Here is a 19,720-nt window from a genome sequence, read left to right on the forward strand (position 1 = left end):
CGCCTTCGGGCTTCGAGACATGACATGGACGTTCGCCAGTACGCATTCCTCACGCGCCAGCCTTCTGCTGCCGTAAAAAGCCGCGCCCATTTCCTGGGGCTGCCTAAACGTGGGTTGGCGTTGATCCTGGCCAACGCGATGTTCTGGCACCCATTGCTGGCCCAGGCGGACGGCATTGTGGTGAATGCGCCGGGTACGACGGTTGGACAAGCGGGCAATGGCGTGCCCATCGTCAACATCGCCACGCCAAATGCCAATGGCCTTTCGCACAACCAATTTCATGACTACAACGTCGGCGCCAACGGGGTCATCCTCAATAACGCCACCGACCGTACCCAGTCCACACAACTGGGCGGCATCATTGTCGGCAACCCCAATCTCCACGGCACCGCGGCCAATATCATTCTCAACGAAGTCAACGGCGGCAGCCCCAGCCAACTACGCGGCTATACCGAAGTGGCCGGGCAATCGGCCCATGTGATCGTTGCCAACCCGTATGGCATCAGCTGTAACGGTTGCGGCTTTATCAACACCCCGCAAGCGACGCTCACCACCGGCAAAGCCGTGATTGAAAACGGCCAGATCAATCGCTACCAGGTGGACCAGGGCAGTGTTGCTATCGAAGGCGCTGGCCTGAATGCCAGCAACGTCGATCAGTTCGAAATCATCACCCGCGCCACCACCATCAATGCCCAGATCCAGGCGAAAAAACTCACCGTCATCGCCGGTCGTAATGACGTCGACGCACGCACCTTAAATGCCACCGCACGGGCCGCAGATGGCAGCCAGGCGCCGGATCTGGCGATTGACTCGTCGGCGCTGGGCGGCATGTATGTGGGCGCAGTCAAGCTGGTGGGGACCGAGGCGGGTGTCGGTGTGAAGTTGTCGGGGGACATGGTCGCCGGCGGTGATATTCAGATCGATGCCGGTGGCCACGTGGTCATGGGCCAGACAACAGCGGCCGGCGCCATTAACGTGAAGGCCCGCAGCGTGGAAGCCCAGGGCGTGGTCGCGGCGGGCAGCGTGCTTGAGATGAAGACGCAAGGCGACCTGCTCAATCAAAAAAGCCTGGCTGCGCGTGATCGCGTCGCGCTGCAAAGCGGTGGGGTGTTGACCAACAACGGCGTCATTGAAGCGGGTGTCAACGCTGATCAGACGCGCAATGCTCAGGGCGATATCCACGTCACTGCCGCCCAGTTGAATAACAACGGCAAGACCGTCTTCGCCAGTCGTGACCTAACCGTCAATGTGGATGGCACTGTCGACAACCGCAGCGGCACACTTAGCGCGCAAAACCAGCTGAAGGTGACGACCGAAAAACTGGATAACCAGCAGCAAGGCCGCGTGTTGAGCGCCGCACGCATTGAGTTGAATGCCGCACGATTGCTCAATGCTGACGCAGGCCTGGTGGTGGGCGACCGAGGGCTCAGCGGCCGCATCGGGCAGTTGGTCAATCGCAAGGGCGAGCTCTCAAGCCTTGCTGAAGTCACCTTGCAGGTCGACAGCCTGGACAACGTCGCTGGCCTGATATCTGCCGGCCAGGCGCTACGCTTGACCGCAAGTAGCATGGCCAATAATCAAGGTGGTCGCCTGGTTGCCGGGCAGCACCTGCAGATTAACGCCGGGCAACTGGACAACAGCCAATCAGGCGTCCTGACCAGTCAGGGCGACCTGGGGCTGAATATTGCCGGTACGTTGGAGAATCAACAGCAGGGCCGAATCGAGTCTGGCACTGACGCACAGGTCAGTGCCGGAACTATCAACAACCAGCAACAGGGTGTACTCGTCAGTGGCCGCGCCCTGGAACTGGCGACCGGCTCGCTCGATAACAGTCAAGGTGGATCAATCTCCAGCGCCAAGGCGCTCAATGCCCGTGTCACCAGCCTCGACCAGCATGACCAAGGGCGCATTTCCAGCAATAGCGACCTAACCCTGGACCTGGGCAACGGCCACCTCGACAACCGCGATGCAGGCTTGATCAATGCCAGTGGCCAACTGACGTTGAAAAATCTCAATAGCGTCGACAACCGCAGCGGCGAAATTTCCAGTGCCTATGGTTTTACTGTCGCGGCAAACAGCCTGGACAACCGCGCAGGCAAGCTGCTCAGTGACCAGGCCTTGGGCCTGCGTATCGCCCAGACGCTGAACAATGGTGCCGGTCAGATTGCAGCCAGCGGGCTGGATATTGACGTTGCCAGTTTGATCAACGACCAACGCGGTCGAGTTCACAGCCGTGAGCGGCTTGACGCCCGGGTGGGTGGTTTGCTCGCCAATCAACGCGGGAGCTTCAGTGCCGACGCAGGCGCACAGTTGACCGTGGGAAGCCTGAATAACAGCGACGGTGGCCAACTCTTCAGCAAGGGTGATCTGAACCTGAACCTCAATCAGGGTCACCTGAACAACCAAGGTGGCTTGATCAATTCCCCAGGCCAGTTGTTGTTGACTCAACTTAACAGCGTCGATAACCAGGGCGGCGAAATCTCCAGCGCCCAAACCTTCGATCTGAATGCGGATCAACTCAATAACAGCGCCGGCAAGTTGCTCAGCGAGCAAGCCTTGAGTGTTCGCATTGCCCGCGCCCTGGACAACACCAAAGGTGCGTTGACCGCAAAGGCCCTGGATGTAAGGGCTGGAACGCTGATTAACCAGTCCGGTCGACTCGCTGCGGTGGATAGCGTCAACTTGCAAGTCGATGGCGAACTCGATAACCGCAGTGCAAAGGTTCTGGGCAAACATCTTGTGCTTGGCGTTGGGGCGCTCAATAACGACCAGGGCCTGGTGCAGGGTGATTCGACGTTGCTGCTCCAAGCGGGCGGCGCGGTCAGTAATCAGGCCGGCACGTTAGCCGCTGGGCACAGCGTGACGCTCAACAGCGCCAGTCTGGATAACCGCAAAGGTAACTTGACCAGCGACGGTGCACTGACGGCCGGTATTGCGGGCAGCCTGCTCAACCAAGCGGGGCTTTTGAGTGCCGGCACTGACTTGCAGTTGAATGCCGCAGACTTGAACAACTCGCTCAAAGGTCGCATTGCCGCTCAGCAGGTACAGCTCACGGGGCAAGGGTTGGATAACAGTGCAGGCGGTAGTCTGTATGCCAAAGGTCAATTGGGTGTGGCCCTCGGCGGCCAGTTGAACAACGCCCAAGGCACGCTGCGCAGCGATGATCGTTTGACTATCAATGCCTCCGGTTTAACCAATGATGACGCAACACTCTCCAGTGCCAGCGACCTGAAGATCACGACCGGCAAACTAAGCAACCAGGGCGGGCACCTTAGCAGCGCAACCCAGCTGGGTATGACGGTTACCGCACTGGACAACAGCCGTAAGGGGCAGGTCTCCAGCCAAGCCGATGTAAGCCTGGACCTGCAAGGTGGCCATCTCAACAATAATTCTGGTCTGATCAATGCCCCAGGGCAATTGCTGCTCAAGCAACTGGGCAGCGTTGATAACCAGAGTGGTGAAATTTCCAGCGCCCACGCCTTTGAGCTGGCGGCAACCGCCTTGAACACGGCGGATGGCAAGGTACTTAGCCAACAAGCCTTGACCCTGCGAATCGCCCAGGCACTGGATAACACCCGTGGTCTGATTTCCGCTGCGGCTTTGCAGGTCAGCAGCGCCAGCCTGGACAACCAGGGCGGCAAGTTGAGTGCCGGTTCTGATCTGGACCTCAGCGTGGACGGTGCGCTGGATAACCGCACGGGTGAACTGCTGGGTCAGCAGGTGACAGTCAAAGCCGCTGCGCTGAACAACCGCCAGGGGCGCATCCAGGGCGATAACCGCTTGACCTTGAGCAGCCTCGGCGCTGTCAACAATGGCAAGGGCACGTTGGCCGCCGGTCAAGCATTGACGGTCACTGTCGCCAGTCTCGATAACAGCGCAGGCAAGCTGACCAGTGACGGCACGCTGACGGCGCAGATTTCAGCCGGGTTGTTGAATCAGGCCGGGCTGTTCGCGGCCGGTCAAGCGTTGACCCTCAATGCTGCCAGCCTGGACAACCAGGCTAACGGCCGCCTCACCAGCAAGGCCGGGTCGCAGCTTGAGGTGGGACGCGTGGATAACCGAGGTGGCAGCATCACGTCGGTCGGGCAGTTGCAGGTCAAGGGTGCCGAGCTGGATAACCGTCAGGCCGGGTTGCTCAACTCGGGTAAAGCCATGAACCTGTCCATCGGCAAGCTGGACAATCGAGGGGGTGAAGTTTCCAGCGTTACCGAACTGACGATGACCGGCCGTGAGCTGGACAACAGCAATGCCGGTCGCGTACTGGCCAATAGTACGCTCCAGCTGACGCTCGACAGGCTGAACAACCAGCTCAAGGGCCTGATTTCTGCGCAACAGGATGTCAACCTCAAGGCAACCAGCCTGGATAACAGCGCCCAAGGCAGCGTCTACGCCAAACGCAACCTGGACGTGACCCTGGCCGGGCAGGCTGACAACAGCCAAGGCGTCATGCGCAGCGACGCCGCCCTGCAACTGCGCGGCGCCAGCCTGAATAACAACGGCGGGCGTATCAGCAGCGGCGGGGCGTTACTGTTGAGCTCCGCCAATGCCCTTACCAATCAGAACGGTGAGGTGCTCAGCGCTGATACCGCGACGGTAAATGCGGGCAGTGTCGACAACAGCCAAGGGCGCATTGTGGCTGACGGTGCACTGCAACTGACCACAGGCGTATTGCTTAATCAGCATCAAGGCCGTGTCACCAGCGCTGATCGCCTCAACCTGACAGCGACCGATGTAGACAACCGCTTCGAGGGCCGTATCGCCAGTGGCCAGGCGCTCAACGCTAGCCTCAGCAGCCTCGACCAGCGCGGAGCCGGTGAGTTTTACAGCAACAGCGAACTGACCCTGGACATGAACCAGGGGCACTTGAATAACGCCGATGGCTTTATCAACGCGCCAGGGCAGTTGTTGCTCAAAAACCTCAAAAGCGTCGACAACCGTAACGGTGAAATCTCCAGCGCCAAGGCCTTCACCTTGCGTGCCGGCACCCTGGACAACAGCGGCGGCAACTTACTCAGCGACCAAGGCTTGACCCTCAAAATCGAACAGGCGCTGCTTAACGTCAAGGGGCTGATTTCAGCCGCCGGTGTCGAGCTTGATGCCGCGCGCCTGGACAACCGCGAAGGCAAGGTCAGCAGCACTCTGGATGCGCGCCTGGCGGTCAATGAGGACCTGCTTAACGACCAGGGCGAAATCGTCAGCGCAGGCCACACGCAGCTGAAGGCGGCCAGTTTGGATAACACTGCCGGGCAAGTGCTCGGTGATGTCAGCCTGGACGTGAAGCTCAAGGGCGCGCTGAATAATCAGGCCGGCACGCTCGGGGCCGGCACCTCGTTGAACGTGCAGGCCGCCAGTCTGGATAACCGCCAGGCCGGGAAATTGGGCAGCGACGGCCAACTCAAGGCCACGATTGATGGGTTACTGGACAATCAGGCCAAAGGGCAAGTGTTGGCCAAAGGCGCGATGGAACTGCGTGCCGGTCGTTTGGATAACCGCGAAGGGCGGCTGACCGGGCAGGACCTGTTGACGCTGCACAGCGCCAATGTCGACAACCGCGGCGGTGTGATCCTTTCCCAGAAGGACCTTCAGCTCAATGTGGGTGAGTTGGACAATCAGCAAGGTTCGCTCAGCAGCAAGGCGGCCCTGAGCTTCTCCGGACAACAATTGCGTAATCAGAAGGGGCTGGTGAGTGCAGCGGGGCCCCTGCGACTGACTGCCGGTAATGTGCAAAACGCGGCTGGCCGAATCGCCAGTCAGGCTGATCTGCAGGCAACTATCGGCGTACTGGCCCAACAGGGCGGTGAACTGGTTGCCCAGGACGAGCTGAGCTTGAGCGGCGCCTCCCTGGACAATCGCGATGGCGGCCTGGTAGGCGCCACAAAAGCGCTGAAACTGACGGTCGACGCCATTGATAACCGTGCGGGCGAGATTTCCAGCCAGAGCCGCATCGACTTCAAGGCGCAGCGCCTGGATAACAGCGCGGGCAAACTGATCGCCGGTACCGCATTGGAACTGGCCGTGGCCCATGTGATCAACCAGGCCCAAGGGATGATTTTCGCCCGGGATAACCGCTTCAACGGCGCGCGCCTGGATAACGGCCAAGGCACTTTCGCGGGCCAGCAATCGCTGAGCATGTCGCTGGTAGCCATTCCCGGTACTGAACTGGATGGTCGGCTGGATAACCAGCTGGGCAAAATCAGCAGCGAAGGCACCCTGCAGGTGACCAGCGCGACGCTCAACAACGACGCGGGTGCCGTCTCTTCGGCAGGTGCGCTCACACTTGCTGCCAGCGGTGCTATCACCAACCAGGGCGGCGTCATGGAGACCGATGCCGCCCTGACGCTCACCAGCGCGAGCCTGGACAACGGCCCCAAAGGCCTGCTCAACAGCCGTGGTGCACTGACCCTGGCCACCGGCACGCTGAACAACAATGGCCGTATCACCAGCGCTGATCGCCTGGACCTGGCAGCCACCCAGGTGGACAACAGCGGGCGTATCGCCAGCAGCAAAAATCTGACCGCCACCCTCACCGGCCTGAATCAGCAGGGCGGCGAACTGTTCAGCAACACCCAGCTCGATCTGGACCTTAACCACGGCCAACTGAGCAACGTGGGCGGCCTGATCAATAGCCCGCTGCTGATGTTGAAAAACCTGGCTGATGTCAATAACCAGCGTGGCGAAATTTCCAGCCAGCAAGCCTTCGCGCTGGCGGCTCGCAACCTGGATAACGGCGGCGGCAAGCTGATCAGTAACCAGGGCCTGACACTGCAGATTCAAGACGCCTTGGGCAACACCAAAGGTGCGATCAGCGCCGCCTCCCTTAACGCCAACAGTGCTCGCTTGGACAACACTGATGGTTTGCTCAACAGTCGTGGCGTCATGGACGTCTCTGCCACCCAGGCGCTGGATAACCAGCGCGGAACGCTGATTGCCGACGGTGCCATGCGGGTGTCTTCTGCGCGGCTCGACAACCGTGACGGTGATGTATCGGGCAAAGCCTTGGTGACGGTTGATATCGATCAGGTCGATAACCGCGGCGGCCAACTGATCAGCACCACCGCCGTGGATGTGCGTGGTGCGTCCCTGGACAACCGCAAAGGCCTGGTTGGCGCCGATAAGGCGGTGAAACTGCTGGTCGATCGGGTCGACAACCGCGGTGGCGAACTGTCGACCAACGCCGACCTGACCGTTACAGGACACACCTTGGATAACAGCGATGCGGGTCGTGTGCTGGCCGGGCAATCCTTGAACCTTACGCTCACCCAGCTGCTTAATCGTAATCAAGGCCAGCTCAACACGCAGCGTTTGATGCTGAGCGCTCAGGACCTGGACAACAGCACGGGCAAACTGCTCGCCCAGCAGCTTCTGCAACTGGAACTCAAAGGAGAGCTGAATAACAGCCAGGGCGTGCTCAACAGTGAAGGGCGCCTGGGCGTCAACGCCGCCAGCCTGGTCAACCGTCAGGGCCGAATGTCCAGTGCCCAGGCGTTGGCGCTGGGTCTGACAGGGGCGCTGGACAACGAGGGCGGTGAGCTCGTGACTGACAGCACCCTGCAACTGCGCAGCGCCAGCCTGGGGAATCAGAACGGCGTGCTCAGTGGCAAAGGTGCGGTTGGGCTCACCACTGGCGCTTTGGATAACACCGGCGGTCGTCTGATCAGCGGCGACAAGCTGGAGTTGAAAGCTGGGTTACTGAACAACACCGCTGGCAGCATAGGCAGTGCCCAGGCCCTGACGGCCAGCGTCGATGGGCTTGATCAACAAGGTGGCAAGCTGTTCAGCAACGCGGGCCTGACCCTGGACCTGAACAATGGCCAGCTCAACAACCAGGAGGGCCTCATCAACGCGACCGGGCCGCTGGTGCTCAACCATCTCAATGGTGTGAACAACCAGGCCGGTGAAATCTCCAGTGGACAGGCTTTCAATATCGTGGCGCGCAACCTGGATAACAGCAGTGGCCGCCTGCTCAGCAACCAGGGCCTGACGCTGCGTATCGACCAGGTGCTCACTAACATCAAGGGGTTGGTTGCAGGTGCAAGCCTGAGTGCGCAAGCGGCCGCGGTCGATAACAGCGGCGGTACGCTCACCAGCCGTGGTGGCCTTGAATTGACCAGCACTGGGCTGCTGAGCAACGGGCAACAAGGTTTGATCAACGCCGCGCAGGCATTGACAGTCAATGCGGGCAACTTCAATAACCAGGGCGGCAGCCTGCTGGGTACCAGCGCGCTGACGCTCAATGCGTTGGCCGTGGACAACAGCGCCAAAGGCCTGATCAACAGCCAGGGTGGCCTGGAACTCAATGCCCAGAGTTTAGACGCCAGTGACGGCGGCGAGGTATCGGCCAAGGGTGATATGGACCTCACGCTCACGTCCATGGCCTTGCGTGGCGGCAGGTTGATAGGTGAGCAGCGCCTGAGCGTCGACTTGGCAAACGGTGATCTGGATAACCGTAAGGGCCTGATCTTTGCCAAAGGCCCGTTGACCTTGAAACGCCTACGCGACCTGCAAAACCAGGGCGGCGAACTGTCCAGCCAAAATGCACTTAGCTTGACGGGGCGCAGCCTGGACAACAGCGCCGGCACGCTTATCAGCCAACAGTTACTCACGCTCAATGCAGGCGACGTGGTTAACCGCGGCGGCCTGATATCGGGTTGGCAGGGCCTCAACCTGATCGGCACTCACTTGAATAACCGTGACAAAGGCACGCTGTCCAGTCGCAACGGTGATCTTGATGTGCGCCTCAGTGGCAGCTTGCTCAACAGTGGCGAAGGTGCGTTGGCCAGCCAAGGGCGGTTGAGTGTCAGCGCCGCCAGCCTGGATAACAGCAACAAAGGTGTGATCTCCAGCGGCGCGCAGCAGACCTTGAGCGTGATTGGCGTATTGAACAACACCCAAGGTGGGTTGATCGACAGCGGTTCGACGTTGGATCTGAGCGCGGCCGACCTCGACAACAGTGCCGGTAATATCACGGCCCTGCGCAATCTGAACTTCCTGGGTGGCAACTTGCTCAACACCGGTGGCTCGCTGATGGGTAACGACCATCTGGTGCTCAACCTGCAAGGCAACCTAGGCAACGTCAATGGCAAGATCGCAGGCACTGGCTCGTTGGAACTCCAGCGTGCCATTGAGGTGGATAACCGAGGCGGCCAACTGGCCAGCCAGGGACGCCTGTCATTGGCCATGGGCGGCCTGAACAACAGCCAAGGCGGCACCGTCGCGGCCAAAGGTCCGCTGGTCATCGATGCCAGCGCCATCGTTCAAAACAATGCTGACGGTTTGATCTACAGCCAGGAGGGCGATCTGCGCATCAACGCCTTTGGCCTGACCAACGCGCAGGGCAAGTTGCAGGGGCAGAACGGCCTGCGTGTCGAGGTCAATGGCGATCTCGACAACCAAGGCGGCAATATCATTAGCCAGACCGGTGACGTGCACCTCAAGGCCGGGAACCTCGACAACCGTAGCGGTGTGCTCGCCAGTCTCAAGGGCGCCATTGAAGCCGGTGTGGTGGGAGTGCTTCGCAATGGCCGTGACCTCAATGGCAGCCCCAAGGGCGGCTTGATTCAAGGCCAGCGCCTTCTACTCAATGCCGGTCAATTCGATAACCAGGGTGGCTATCTCGGCGCGCAAACCAGCGACGCATTGCTGACGGTTGCAACCCTCAATAACCAGCAGGGCGCTTTATATGCCAAAGGCCTGATGCGCATCAATGGCAGCGCCCTGGATAACAGCGCCGGGCAGATAGCCGGCGACCACATCGCCTTCGGCCTCAATGGCCAACTGACCAACCACAACGGCCTGATCGAAAGCACCAACAACCTGACCGTGGCCGCCAACGCCCTCGATAACCAGGGCGGCAAGTTGCGCGCCCTGGGACGCGCCGGAAAGACAGAGTTCCAGATCGGCGGCGTGTTCGACAACCGTAACGGCGCCGTGGAAATCGCCAACCAGGACCTGACCCTGGCGGCCGCCAGCTTCCAGAACAACGGCGGCCAATTGCTGCATGTGGGTGAGGGCACGTTCGACATCTCGTTGCCCAACGTAACCGGCGCCGGCGGTACCGTTCTCACACGTGGCGGCCTGACCCTGAACGCAGATACCTGGACCAATACCAGCGTCATTCAGGCAGGGCGATTGAACGTCAACGTCAATAACTTTACCCAGACGGACACCGGGCAGTTGCTGGCTTCGACGCACCTGGAAGGTAAGGGTGGCAGTTGGGTGAACAATGGGTTGATTGCCAGTGATGGTAGTTCAACTCTCGATCTCGCGGGCACCTACAGCGGTAACGGGCGAGTCACCACTCAGAGTGTCCTCAACCTGCATGCGGCTCAGTTGGACCTGAGTAATAACGCCAAGATTACCAGCGGTGGCGACACGCTGATCACCGTCGATGGGCAATTGAACAACTCCGGACGCTTGACCTCCGCGACCAATCTCGAACTCTCTGCAGGTACGCTGAACAACTACGGGACGTTGGGTGCCGCACAGAATGTGACAGTCACCAGTGCAGCCTTGTTGAACGATCATGGTTTGTTGTTCAGCGGCAATGACATGACCTTGCATAGCAACACCATCACGAACCAGTACGGCGATATCTATAGCCTAGGGCGCCTGGATATAAGCGGTCTTGATGGTACGAGTAAGGCGGTCAGCCTGGAGAACATATCGGGGAGCATTGAGTCCAGCCGAGACATGTCCCTCAAGGTTGCCAGCCTGACTAACCGTCGGGATGAATTTTCGACCAAAGAAACACCCGGTAGTGGCGGATCGCTTACAAATATCTGCTGGGACTGTAGCGGGGGCAGTTTTGTCGTCGATTTTATTGGTACCGAGAACTATCAAAGTGAGCTGCTGAAAACATCGGCTGCTTCGACTATCCAGGCGGGCGGCCGTATGGATGTCGCTGCAAATAATGTGCTCAATGAATACAGTGTCATCGCTTCCGGCGCGGACATGAATATCACCGCTGATACGCTGACTAACAAAGGTGCAGCGTCTGGCTCCGGAACGCGTACCCGGACTTGGCGGATGGAATCAACCAATGGTACTTACTGGCGTTTCAAACGTAACATCATGGATCCCTACAACGCTCAGCCCGGACCCAAAAGCCTGCCGGTCAGTGCGTTGTCAGCCTTCAGGCTGATTGGAGATACCTTGGTATCGACCGCTGGCGCGTCATTGGCACCCGCGATCATCCAGGCAGCGGGTACCGTGAATATCACGGCCACCAAATCCTTGATCAACAGCATCGAGACATCCTTTACCGCGTTGGCCGGGCGTGCTGCGCGCAATGAGGACACGGGTGTCGCCGGCGGTCCGACAACAGTGGTTGTGCAACTCGCTCCGCAATTGCCACCGGACCTGGCACAACAACAAGTCAACCCCGTTACGTTGCGCGGCTTCACATTGCCCTCCGGCACCCACGGCCTGTTCCGCCTCAGTAGCCAAGCAGGTGAAGACACCCAAGCCACCCAAGCCACCCAAGCCACCAGCGGCCCGCAGAGTTGGACCATGGGCGGTGCCACGCTCGGCCTGGCTCAACGCCAGGATGCACAGCCGGCGCTTGAAACGCGCACCTTCGACTTGAAGAATGTTACTCAACAGGGCGCGTCTACTCGTCAGTTGGATTCCTCAGCACGTCAGGTCAGTGGCATCACCGCCAACAGCAGAGCGCTTAACGTTGCCGGTGCCGGCGAGGTAGCCAACGGGAGTGGCTGGACGCCCAGCCAGATCACCCCAGGTGAAATCGCCCGGGGCGATGGTATCAACGCCCAAAATCCGTCTACAGGCTCAACTGCGCCAGTGACCGTGGTCACCGGGCCGGGCGATCAGCCGGGCCTGGCGCTGACTGAGCGGGATGCAAGCATTGAGATCATTACGCCGAACGAGCCTTCTCGACCGACGTTGAACATTCCTGGCGTGACGCCGGTTATGCCAGGCGTGCAGCCGGTTGTGAGCGCACCGGCTGCACAAGGTCCGGGCAGCAGCCCAACCCAGATCGCAGCCGTGATTGCCCAGCCGCTCAATGCAGCGGCGCAAACCACTACGGTCGCCAGCCAGACCATCAACCGCGTGCAGGGCTTTACGCCCACCGCGCCTAAGTCCCAGCCGCATAAATACCTGATCGAAACCAACCCGGTGCTCACGGACCTCAAGCAGTTCATGAGCTCCGACTATTTGCTCGCGGGCCTGGGTTACAACCCGGACGAAAGTGCCAAGCGCCTGGGCGACGGCCTCTATGAACAACGGTTGATCCAGCAGGCTGTGCAAGCACGCACAGGGCAGCGCTTTATCGACGGTCAGAACACCGACGAAAAACTGTTCAAGTACCTGATGGACAATGCGATCCAGAGCAAGCAGCAACTGAACCTGGCAGTGGGCGTGACCTTGACCTCGCAACAGGTCGCGGCACTGACCCACGACATCGTCTGGCTCGAACAGCACGAAGTGAACGGTGAGAAGGTGCTGGTGCCCGTGCTGTACATGGCCCAGGCCGACAATCGTCTCGCGCCCAACGGTGCCTTGATCGCCGGTAACGATCTGAACCTGATTGCCGGCGAAAACCTGGAGAACGCCGGTACCCTGCGCGCTACCAACAACCTGTCCGCCAAAGCGGGCAACGACCTGATCAACAGCGGCTTGATCGAAGCCGGCAACCGTCTGGACCTGCTGGCAGGTAACAACATCGTCAACAAGTCCGGTGGCATCATCGCCGGACGCGACGTCACGCTCACCGCGATCAAGGGTGATGTGATCAACGAGCGCGCAGTGACCCGCACCGGCAACGGTACTGCTGAGCGCCGCGATTATCTCGACAGTGCGTCACGCATCGAGGCTGCCAACGACCTGACGATGAATGCAGGTCGTGACATCGCCAATACCGGTGGCGTGCTGCAAAGCGGGCGTGACACCACATTGGTCGCTGGCCGCGATGTGCACATCGATGCCGTTGAGCAACGCAATGGCTTGGATCTGGGCAGCCGCCTGCGCACCGAAACCGTGACGCAAAACGGTGCCAGCGTGGAGGCAGGCCGTGACCTCAAGGTATCGGCAGGGCGTGACTTCAGTGCCATTGCCAGCCGCATCGACGCCAAGCGTGACTTGAGCATTACGACGACTGAGAACCTGAGTATTTCGTCGGCTGCCGACGAACAGCATTCATCGAGCAAGTCCAAGAAGGTCACTCAGTCCAAGGATCACATCAGCCAGGTTTCCAGCGTACTGACGGCCGGCGGCGACGTGTCGCTCAATGCCGGTAAAGACCTGGAACTCACCGCCAGCCGGATTTCCGGTGGCGGCAACGTGGCCCTTGATGCACAACGCGATGTGAGCATTCTGTCGGCACTGGATGAAGACGCTTCGTTCTACTCGAAAAAGAGCAAGGGCTCGTTCGGTCGTAGCAAAAGCCAACAGCGGGAGAGTTACGACAGCACCAACGTGGCCTCGGTCGTTGAAGCCGGTAAAGACCTGACCGTTAACGCCAGCAAGAACGCCGATGGCGGCATGAGCATCGACGGCGGGCGTGACGTCACCGTGATCGGCAGCCAGCTGAGGGCCGATGGAGACATGTTGCTGGGAGCCACGGGTGACATCGCGGTGTTGTCGGGGGTCGAGGAGCATGGTTCCTACAGCAAGAAGACCAAGTCCGGGTTCCTGGGGCTGTCCAAAAGCGGCAAAAGCCAGTTGAAGACTACTGCGAGCCAAGTGGGCAGTGAGTTGGAGGCGGGCAATGACGTGGTGGTGGCGGCAGGTAATGATGTGCGGGTGCGGGCCAGTGAGATTAGTGCCGATAACGACACTGAGCTGCGCTCCGGGCTGGTCAATAGCACGGGTGATATCAACCTGATTTCTGCGAACGACACGGCCTATAGCCGCAGTGAAGAGCACAAGAAGAAGTTTGGTTACACGGAAAGGCCAACATCGGTTGCCATTTCGTCCGCTAAGAAGGCCGGTCGTGAAGCTCAGAGCAGCACCAGCGTGGGCAGCCATGTAAGTGCCGAGCGCGATGCAACTTTGCAGGCTGAGCGCGACATCAATCTGGTTGGCAGTGGCATCAGCGCAGGGCGCAATGTCAACCTGGATGCAGGGCGCGACGTCAATGTGGTCGCCGCGCAAGACACCAGCAGCGAACGTACGTGGGAGAAGAAAAAACAGACGGGTTCAAGCATTTCCAGTAACGGCAATGGCATCAGCCTCTTCGCCGGCACCGAAGGCAGTTCGGAGAAAAACCGTGTCGAACACGAAACCGCTTCCGGCAGCCAGATAAATGCCGGGCAAGATGTGGCGATCAACGCCAAGCGTGATATCAACCAGCGCGGCTCTGATGTGGGCGCTGCCAATGATATCGAGCTGACGGCGGGCAGAAATATCAATATCGATGCTGCGCGTGAAAGTGTGCTCACCGAACAGATACGCGAGAAAGAGAGCAACGGCCTGGGTGTTTCGATCAACCATAACTACGCCAATACCAAGGACGCTGTCAGCGGAGCAGGGAAAGGCGAGGACAATGTCAGCAAGGGCTCAAGCACGCTCAAAGCAGTTGATTCGGTCAGTCAGTTTGTCAGTGGGCCGACGCTGGACGGGAAGTTCGGCAACAGTAAGCAGACCAACAGCCAGCAGGTTATCGAGCAGACCAATCGCTCTTCGACGCTAAGCGCCGGTAACGATCTGCACCTTAACGCTGGCAACGATGTGTTGGTGAAGGGAAGCCACCTGGACGCCGGACGTGACATCAATATCAAAGGACGTGACGTCACGCTGGACGTGGCCAAGGGCGGGATTAGTGAAGAAACCACCCACACCCAAAGTTGGGGCGGCATTCATGGCGGTACCAGCGGCGGGATCAAGTTGGGCGCTGGCGGTAGCTTCGGCACGGCTACGGGCGAGAGTTCCCAAGGCTCGTCCACGGCTTCACAGCTGGAAGCCGGTCGCGATATCAACCTCAAGGCCAGCAATGACCTGAACTTGGTTGGAACGCAGGCTAAAGCTCAGCGAGATATCGAGCTGAATGCCGGCAACGATTTGAACATTCGTTCGGCGCATAACGACAGCAACAGCGAAAACAACCGCCACAGTGGCGGCGGGGAAGCAGGTCTGACGTTTGGCTCTGAAGGTATTGGCGTCTACGTCAGCGTCAGTATGGGCAAGGGTAACCTGGAGCGAGAAGGCCAACGCCAACAAGAGGCTTACCTCTATGCCGGCGACCGCCTGGGTTTCGCCAGTGGCAAAGACACCACCATCGGTGGAGCAAATCTGAGAGGCGATGAAGTGGTGGGGCGTGTGGGCGGCGACCTCAAGGTTTCGTCGGTCGCTGATACGGGCAAGGTCAAGGGTAAAGAGTTTGATATCAGCGTTACGGCCACCATCGGCCCGGGTGCGGGTGTCAGCGGCTCGGTCGGCTTTGGCAAGACCACAGGCAAAACGGACTGGGTCGAAGAGCAAACCCGTATCACCGGCAAAAATGCCGTCGATATCAGAACAGAGAACCATACCCAGATCGACGGAGCCGTCATCGCCGCTGACAACGGCAACCTGAAACTGGACACCGGCACCCTCGGCTTCAGCGATATCGCCGGGCAAGACAAAGAGCATGGGTACTACCTGAACGTAGGCGGCACCTATAAAGCCGGGAGCAGTGAAAGCAAAGGCAACACCGTACAAGACAGCAGCCAGGCGGGCAAAGGCAAGGAAGGTAAGACCGGTTGGAGCGTTGAGGGTTGGAACTACGAGAAAGAGCGTGAGCAGATTGTCCGAGCCACGGTGGGGGCAGGTGAAATCGTCGTACGTGGGGATACCGAGACGGGCGCTGATTCTACGGCTGGGTTGAACCGGGATGTGGGTAAGGCCTATGAGATCACCAAGGATGATGAAAAACGAACGGATCTGTATGCGAGTAGTTCGTCCATTGATGCTGTGATGGATCCTGAGAAAGCCGCCAAAGATCTGGTTGCAGACGTTGTCAATTTCAAAGACAACCAAAAGAAAAAGATCGAAGCAGTTGCCGGCGCGCTCGACCAGATCAAGGGAGAAATTCAGGCTCAGCGCGTCAGCATTGACGATGTTTCAGCGAATATTCGCAAAAAATTCGGCGATGAGCAGGCGCTGACAATTTCGAAGAATTTAGTGCGCAAGGGCCTCGCGCCTAACACTCTGGATGCGCTTCCGCCAGACGTTATAAGCGCACTGAATGACTTTTCGGAAAAGGCGGCAATTTACGATAAGAAAATTAAGGGCTGCATGGATGATGGCAGTTGCCGTGCCACACCTTCCACCCAGCCTAAGACGGGCTCAGGGTACGAGCTACCGGCCGTGCTCGTTGATGACTTACCGCGTAACGGGGGTGAAGCAGCGCTCAATGGCATCGTTGATATAGTCAAGCTTTCCCAGAAGCTGCCCGCAGAGCAGTTTCAGGCTGCGATGCTTAGCGTGCAGGCCATGATGGGGCCTATGAAGCTGGTAGTGAGTGTTGTCGCACATGCAGCAGCTGAAGCGGCAATGGGCGATCAGTACAGAGAGTTCAAAGAATCTAAAGCTATCGAGCTCGCTGCAAAGCTGACAGACCGTACTGTTGAAACCATGAGGGAATTTCATGCGGAGGCTAAAGCTGACCCTGATAACCTTTTGCATGGAGATGAGTATGTTGTAGCGACTGAGTTTTTGATGGATGCTGTGCTTGGGGAGGTTAAGTCCTTAGGCGTGAAGGCGGGGAACACGGTTTTTGCTAATGGTGCAAAAGGGGCTGGAGACACTCTGGCTACGCTGAGTCAAGGCCAAAAAAGAGCTGTCGGAAAAATTGACAATATTCTCAATAATTTCAAGGATAGTGATATTACGGGTACCTTAAAGGATATGGCTGGTAATCCTGTTCCGAAGCCTGGCGGTGGTTATTGGGATCACCTAAAAGAGATGAACGACACTCTTCGAGGTTTACGGAACCATGCGGACACCTTGAAGGGGGTGAATGAACCGTCAGCGCAAGCTGCACGTCAGCGAGCGGTCGATACTATCAATCGTATTGAGTCAGCTTTAAATGGTGCCGGGATATGACGTTTCGTGAATTGGAAAGACTTACTCAAATCAGTTGGTTGCCAGAAGACAGCCCGTCGTCGTTGAGCGAATGGTATCTTTTGGTATGCGATACTCCACTAGATCACTTAAGTGTAGGAGATGTATGCCGCGCAATTAGGCAAAATCTTTTTGTTAATGAGCTATTACCCTTTGCTGTGATATTACTACATGATGATGTGTTGGCAGGAGAGAGATACGACGGCGAGCTGCTTGCAGCTCTGGCAAGTGTGAGTGCAGAGTGTTGGCAGAGAAATACAAGTGCGGCGCAAAAGGCCGTTTGCGCTTTGGCCGAAGTGAAGAATTTAAGTCAAGATCCCGAACTATTAAAGGATGCTTCGACTTTGTTGAGAGCGCTTGGCGTTTAAGTAGTTTGTAAGTTGGTGCAAAAGGAGTGTCGGGGTCCGCTCTGACGAGGGACGAATTGATTTCGGGATTGCCTGTAGGCACTAAAATCACCCCAGGTGTTGATGCCAAAACAGATGGGCAGTCCACTAGTTTTATGACGGTAATTACTGGTTCATAAGGCAACTTGGTGAACACATTTCCTGGGAAGACGTTCTGAATTATGTATTATTTAATGATGTGGGATACAGGTTTAGCCGCCGTCGGCCTAGATGGCTGTCTTGATCGTATCGAGATTCCTTTGGATGTGGCGAGTTTTTTCTTTCGGCTGGATGTCGAGCAATTTCCAATGCTTTCTAGCTTGAGTTTTGATGATTATGACCTGTTTTTCGGCACGCAAATTAGTTTACTTGTTGATGAGTTGGTTGCCGTGTTGAGCATTAATCCGTTGATTTCAGAATTGGTTAGGCAGATGCTTAGGTTGTTGCTTAAAACGCAAAGCTCAAGTAAGGCTGTATTGTTTGACCCGTTTAAACGAAGGATAAAAGAGATAAGAGTGGCGGATTTGAATAGCGCTTACTTAACAGCTAACCGGCTGGTTTAACAATGAAGAAGTGAAAAAAAGGCCGCCCTTGGTCTACGGTGATGGGGAAAAGGCGGAAAAAATGGGGCAGATTTATTTATAGGTTTGATGAGTTCTTTTAGATATAACGAATAAGTCTCTGGAAAATAAATCTGTCCCCTTTTTTTGATGAATACGGACGTAGCAAAGGCCAGACTCACATGACTGACCACGGGCAGCCAGACGTGCATCCGAATCCGCACCATCATGTGCGAGATCTCGAAAAAAATCAGAATGTGAGAGGCGCTAGGCCTGGCGTGCATCTGGATTATTAGGAGCGGATATGCAAACGATAGAGAGTAATGTAGATGGGGTTGAAAAACTTTCGATCATTCCAGGATTTAATTTATACAATTTGAATCTCGTATTAAGCTTTAGCGTTCGGCAAGAACACTCGGGAGAGGATGTCTCGATGTATGAGATTGGGCTTGTCATGCTTTATGAGTTTGAGCGTTTTGAATTTGAAGTTGGCTTAAAGTTTATGGGTGTGAGTCGGTTTAAAGTTCCCGAAGTGAACGGTGCTTTTTACTTGAGCGAGATAGAGCTGGAAAATGTTTCGGCAGATCAGCTTGAGGGTATCAACTTCAGGTTTAAAGATCATGGAGGTTCTGGATTTGAAGTGCTGTCTCGTGGGTTTTCAGTTTTAAGCTGCAAGCCTCGTGACTGAAGCCGCGAATCGAGCTGGCTCAAAAAAAGTGAAAAAAGGCCGCCCTTGGTCTACGGTAATAATTGCGAACACCCACCAATCGAACAAGGACAGTCCGGGTGAATCGCAGACCTAATGAAAAAAGGGGACTGAAAAAAGGGGACAGATTTATTTATAGGTTTGACTAGTCCTTTTAGATATAAAGAATGAGTCTCTAGAAAAATAAATCTGTCCCCTTTTTATTAGTCCCCTTTTCATTACAGCTAGCTATCTCACCAAGGAGCAGCTTGCAGCAGGTAAAACGTTCCCGGTAATAGGTGGGGACGGTGTCAATAGAACCTTGCTACAAACTTCGGGTGGCCTCAATGGGAAGTCAGGTATATATGAATATATTCTTGATCCGTCAGGAAATGTCACTCATCAGAGATTTATCGAGAATGGAATAATAAATGGTATTCCAAATCAACGTCCGCCGAAGGTGAAGTGAAATGTATTTTCCTATGGTTCCGAATTCATTTATTTATAGCTGTGTAGATGTATGTTGGCGAGATGTGCTGTGGGGTTATGAGCGAAGGCTGGTAGGTTGGAAGTTTGTTGTAGAGTTTGCCGACTTTAATGTGTCTAACGGATCCGTCGAACCATTGGAAATTGATCTGATTTGTTTGGGTGAAATTGACATCCGGGAAATTGAAGAAAAGATGTATTTGCTCTCGAAGCAGGAAAAAGAAACGCTTGCTTTTACGTCGAAACAAAAATGGTTGTTCATTGCGCTTAAGTGGCTGTATGAGAATCAACGTCATGTCGTTGATCCTCTTGGATCGGTTGAGTTGGTTTATGAGGATTTTGATTTTCCCACTGAAATAGAAAGCTTTGTTCGCTATATGCCGGCGCAGGGCGGATATAAGCCTGAGGAATATACAGCTCAACAAAATATTGATAGGCTTTTTTGTAATTGGCGAGAGTATCTGGAAGGGGAAAAAGGGGACGGATTTATTTATAGGTTTGACTAGTCCTTTTAGATATAAAGAATGAGTCTCTAGAAAAAT

Annotated in this window: 5 protein-coding genes; all 5 read left to right on the plus strand. The window is 56.7% G+C overall.

Going from position 1 to position 19,720, the window contains the following annotated elements:
- Positions 1–24 precede the first annotated feature (24 nt).
- The 5 genes from ODQ19_RS14630 to ODQ19_RS14650 all read left to right on the plus strand — a co-directional run bounded on the left by ODQ19_RS14630 (position 25) and on the right by ODQ19_RS14650 (position 19,684).
- The gene (locus ODQ19_RS14630; RefSeq protein ID WP_330210439.1) at positions 25–17,043 is read left to right on the plus strand and encodes a hemagglutinin repeat-containing protein; all 17,019 of its coding nucleotides are present in this window, start codon (positions 25–27) and stop codon (positions 17,041–17,043) included.
- Positions 17,040–17,429 (plus strand): contact-dependent growth inhibition system immunity protein, encoded by a 390-nt coding sequence (locus tag ODQ19_RS14635; RefSeq protein ID WP_288856176.1) that lies wholly within the window; start codon positions 17,040–17,042, stop codon positions 17,427–17,429. Before ODQ19_RS14630 ends, ODQ19_RS14635 begins: the two co-directional genes overlap by 4 nt.
- Positions 17,430–17,629: 200 nt before the next feature.
- On the plus strand, positions 17,630–18,010 hold the full coding sequence (locus ODQ19_RS14640) for a hypothetical protein (RefSeq protein WP_330210440.1): 381 nt from the start codon (positions 17,630–17,632) through the stop codon (positions 18,008–18,010).
- Positions 18,011–18,311: 301 nt separating this feature from the next.
- On the plus strand, positions 18,312–18,695 hold the full coding sequence (locus tag ODQ19_RS14645; RefSeq protein WP_330210441.1) for a hypothetical protein: 384 nt from the start codon (positions 18,312–18,314) through the stop codon (positions 18,693–18,695).
- Positions 18,696–19,162: 467 nt separating this feature from the next.
- On the plus strand, positions 19,163–19,684 hold the full coding sequence (locus ODQ19_RS14650; RefSeq protein WP_330210442.1) for a DUF2247 family protein: 522 nt from the start codon (positions 19,163–19,165) through the stop codon (positions 19,682–19,684).
- Positions 19,685–19,720 lie beyond the last annotated feature (36 nt).

The sequence above is a fragment of the Pseudomonas sp. AM4(2022) genome, assembly GCF_036346515.1.
Lineage (GTDB): Bacteria > Pseudomonadota > Gammaproteobacteria > Pseudomonadales > Pseudomonadaceae > Aquipseudomonas > Aquipseudomonas paracarnis.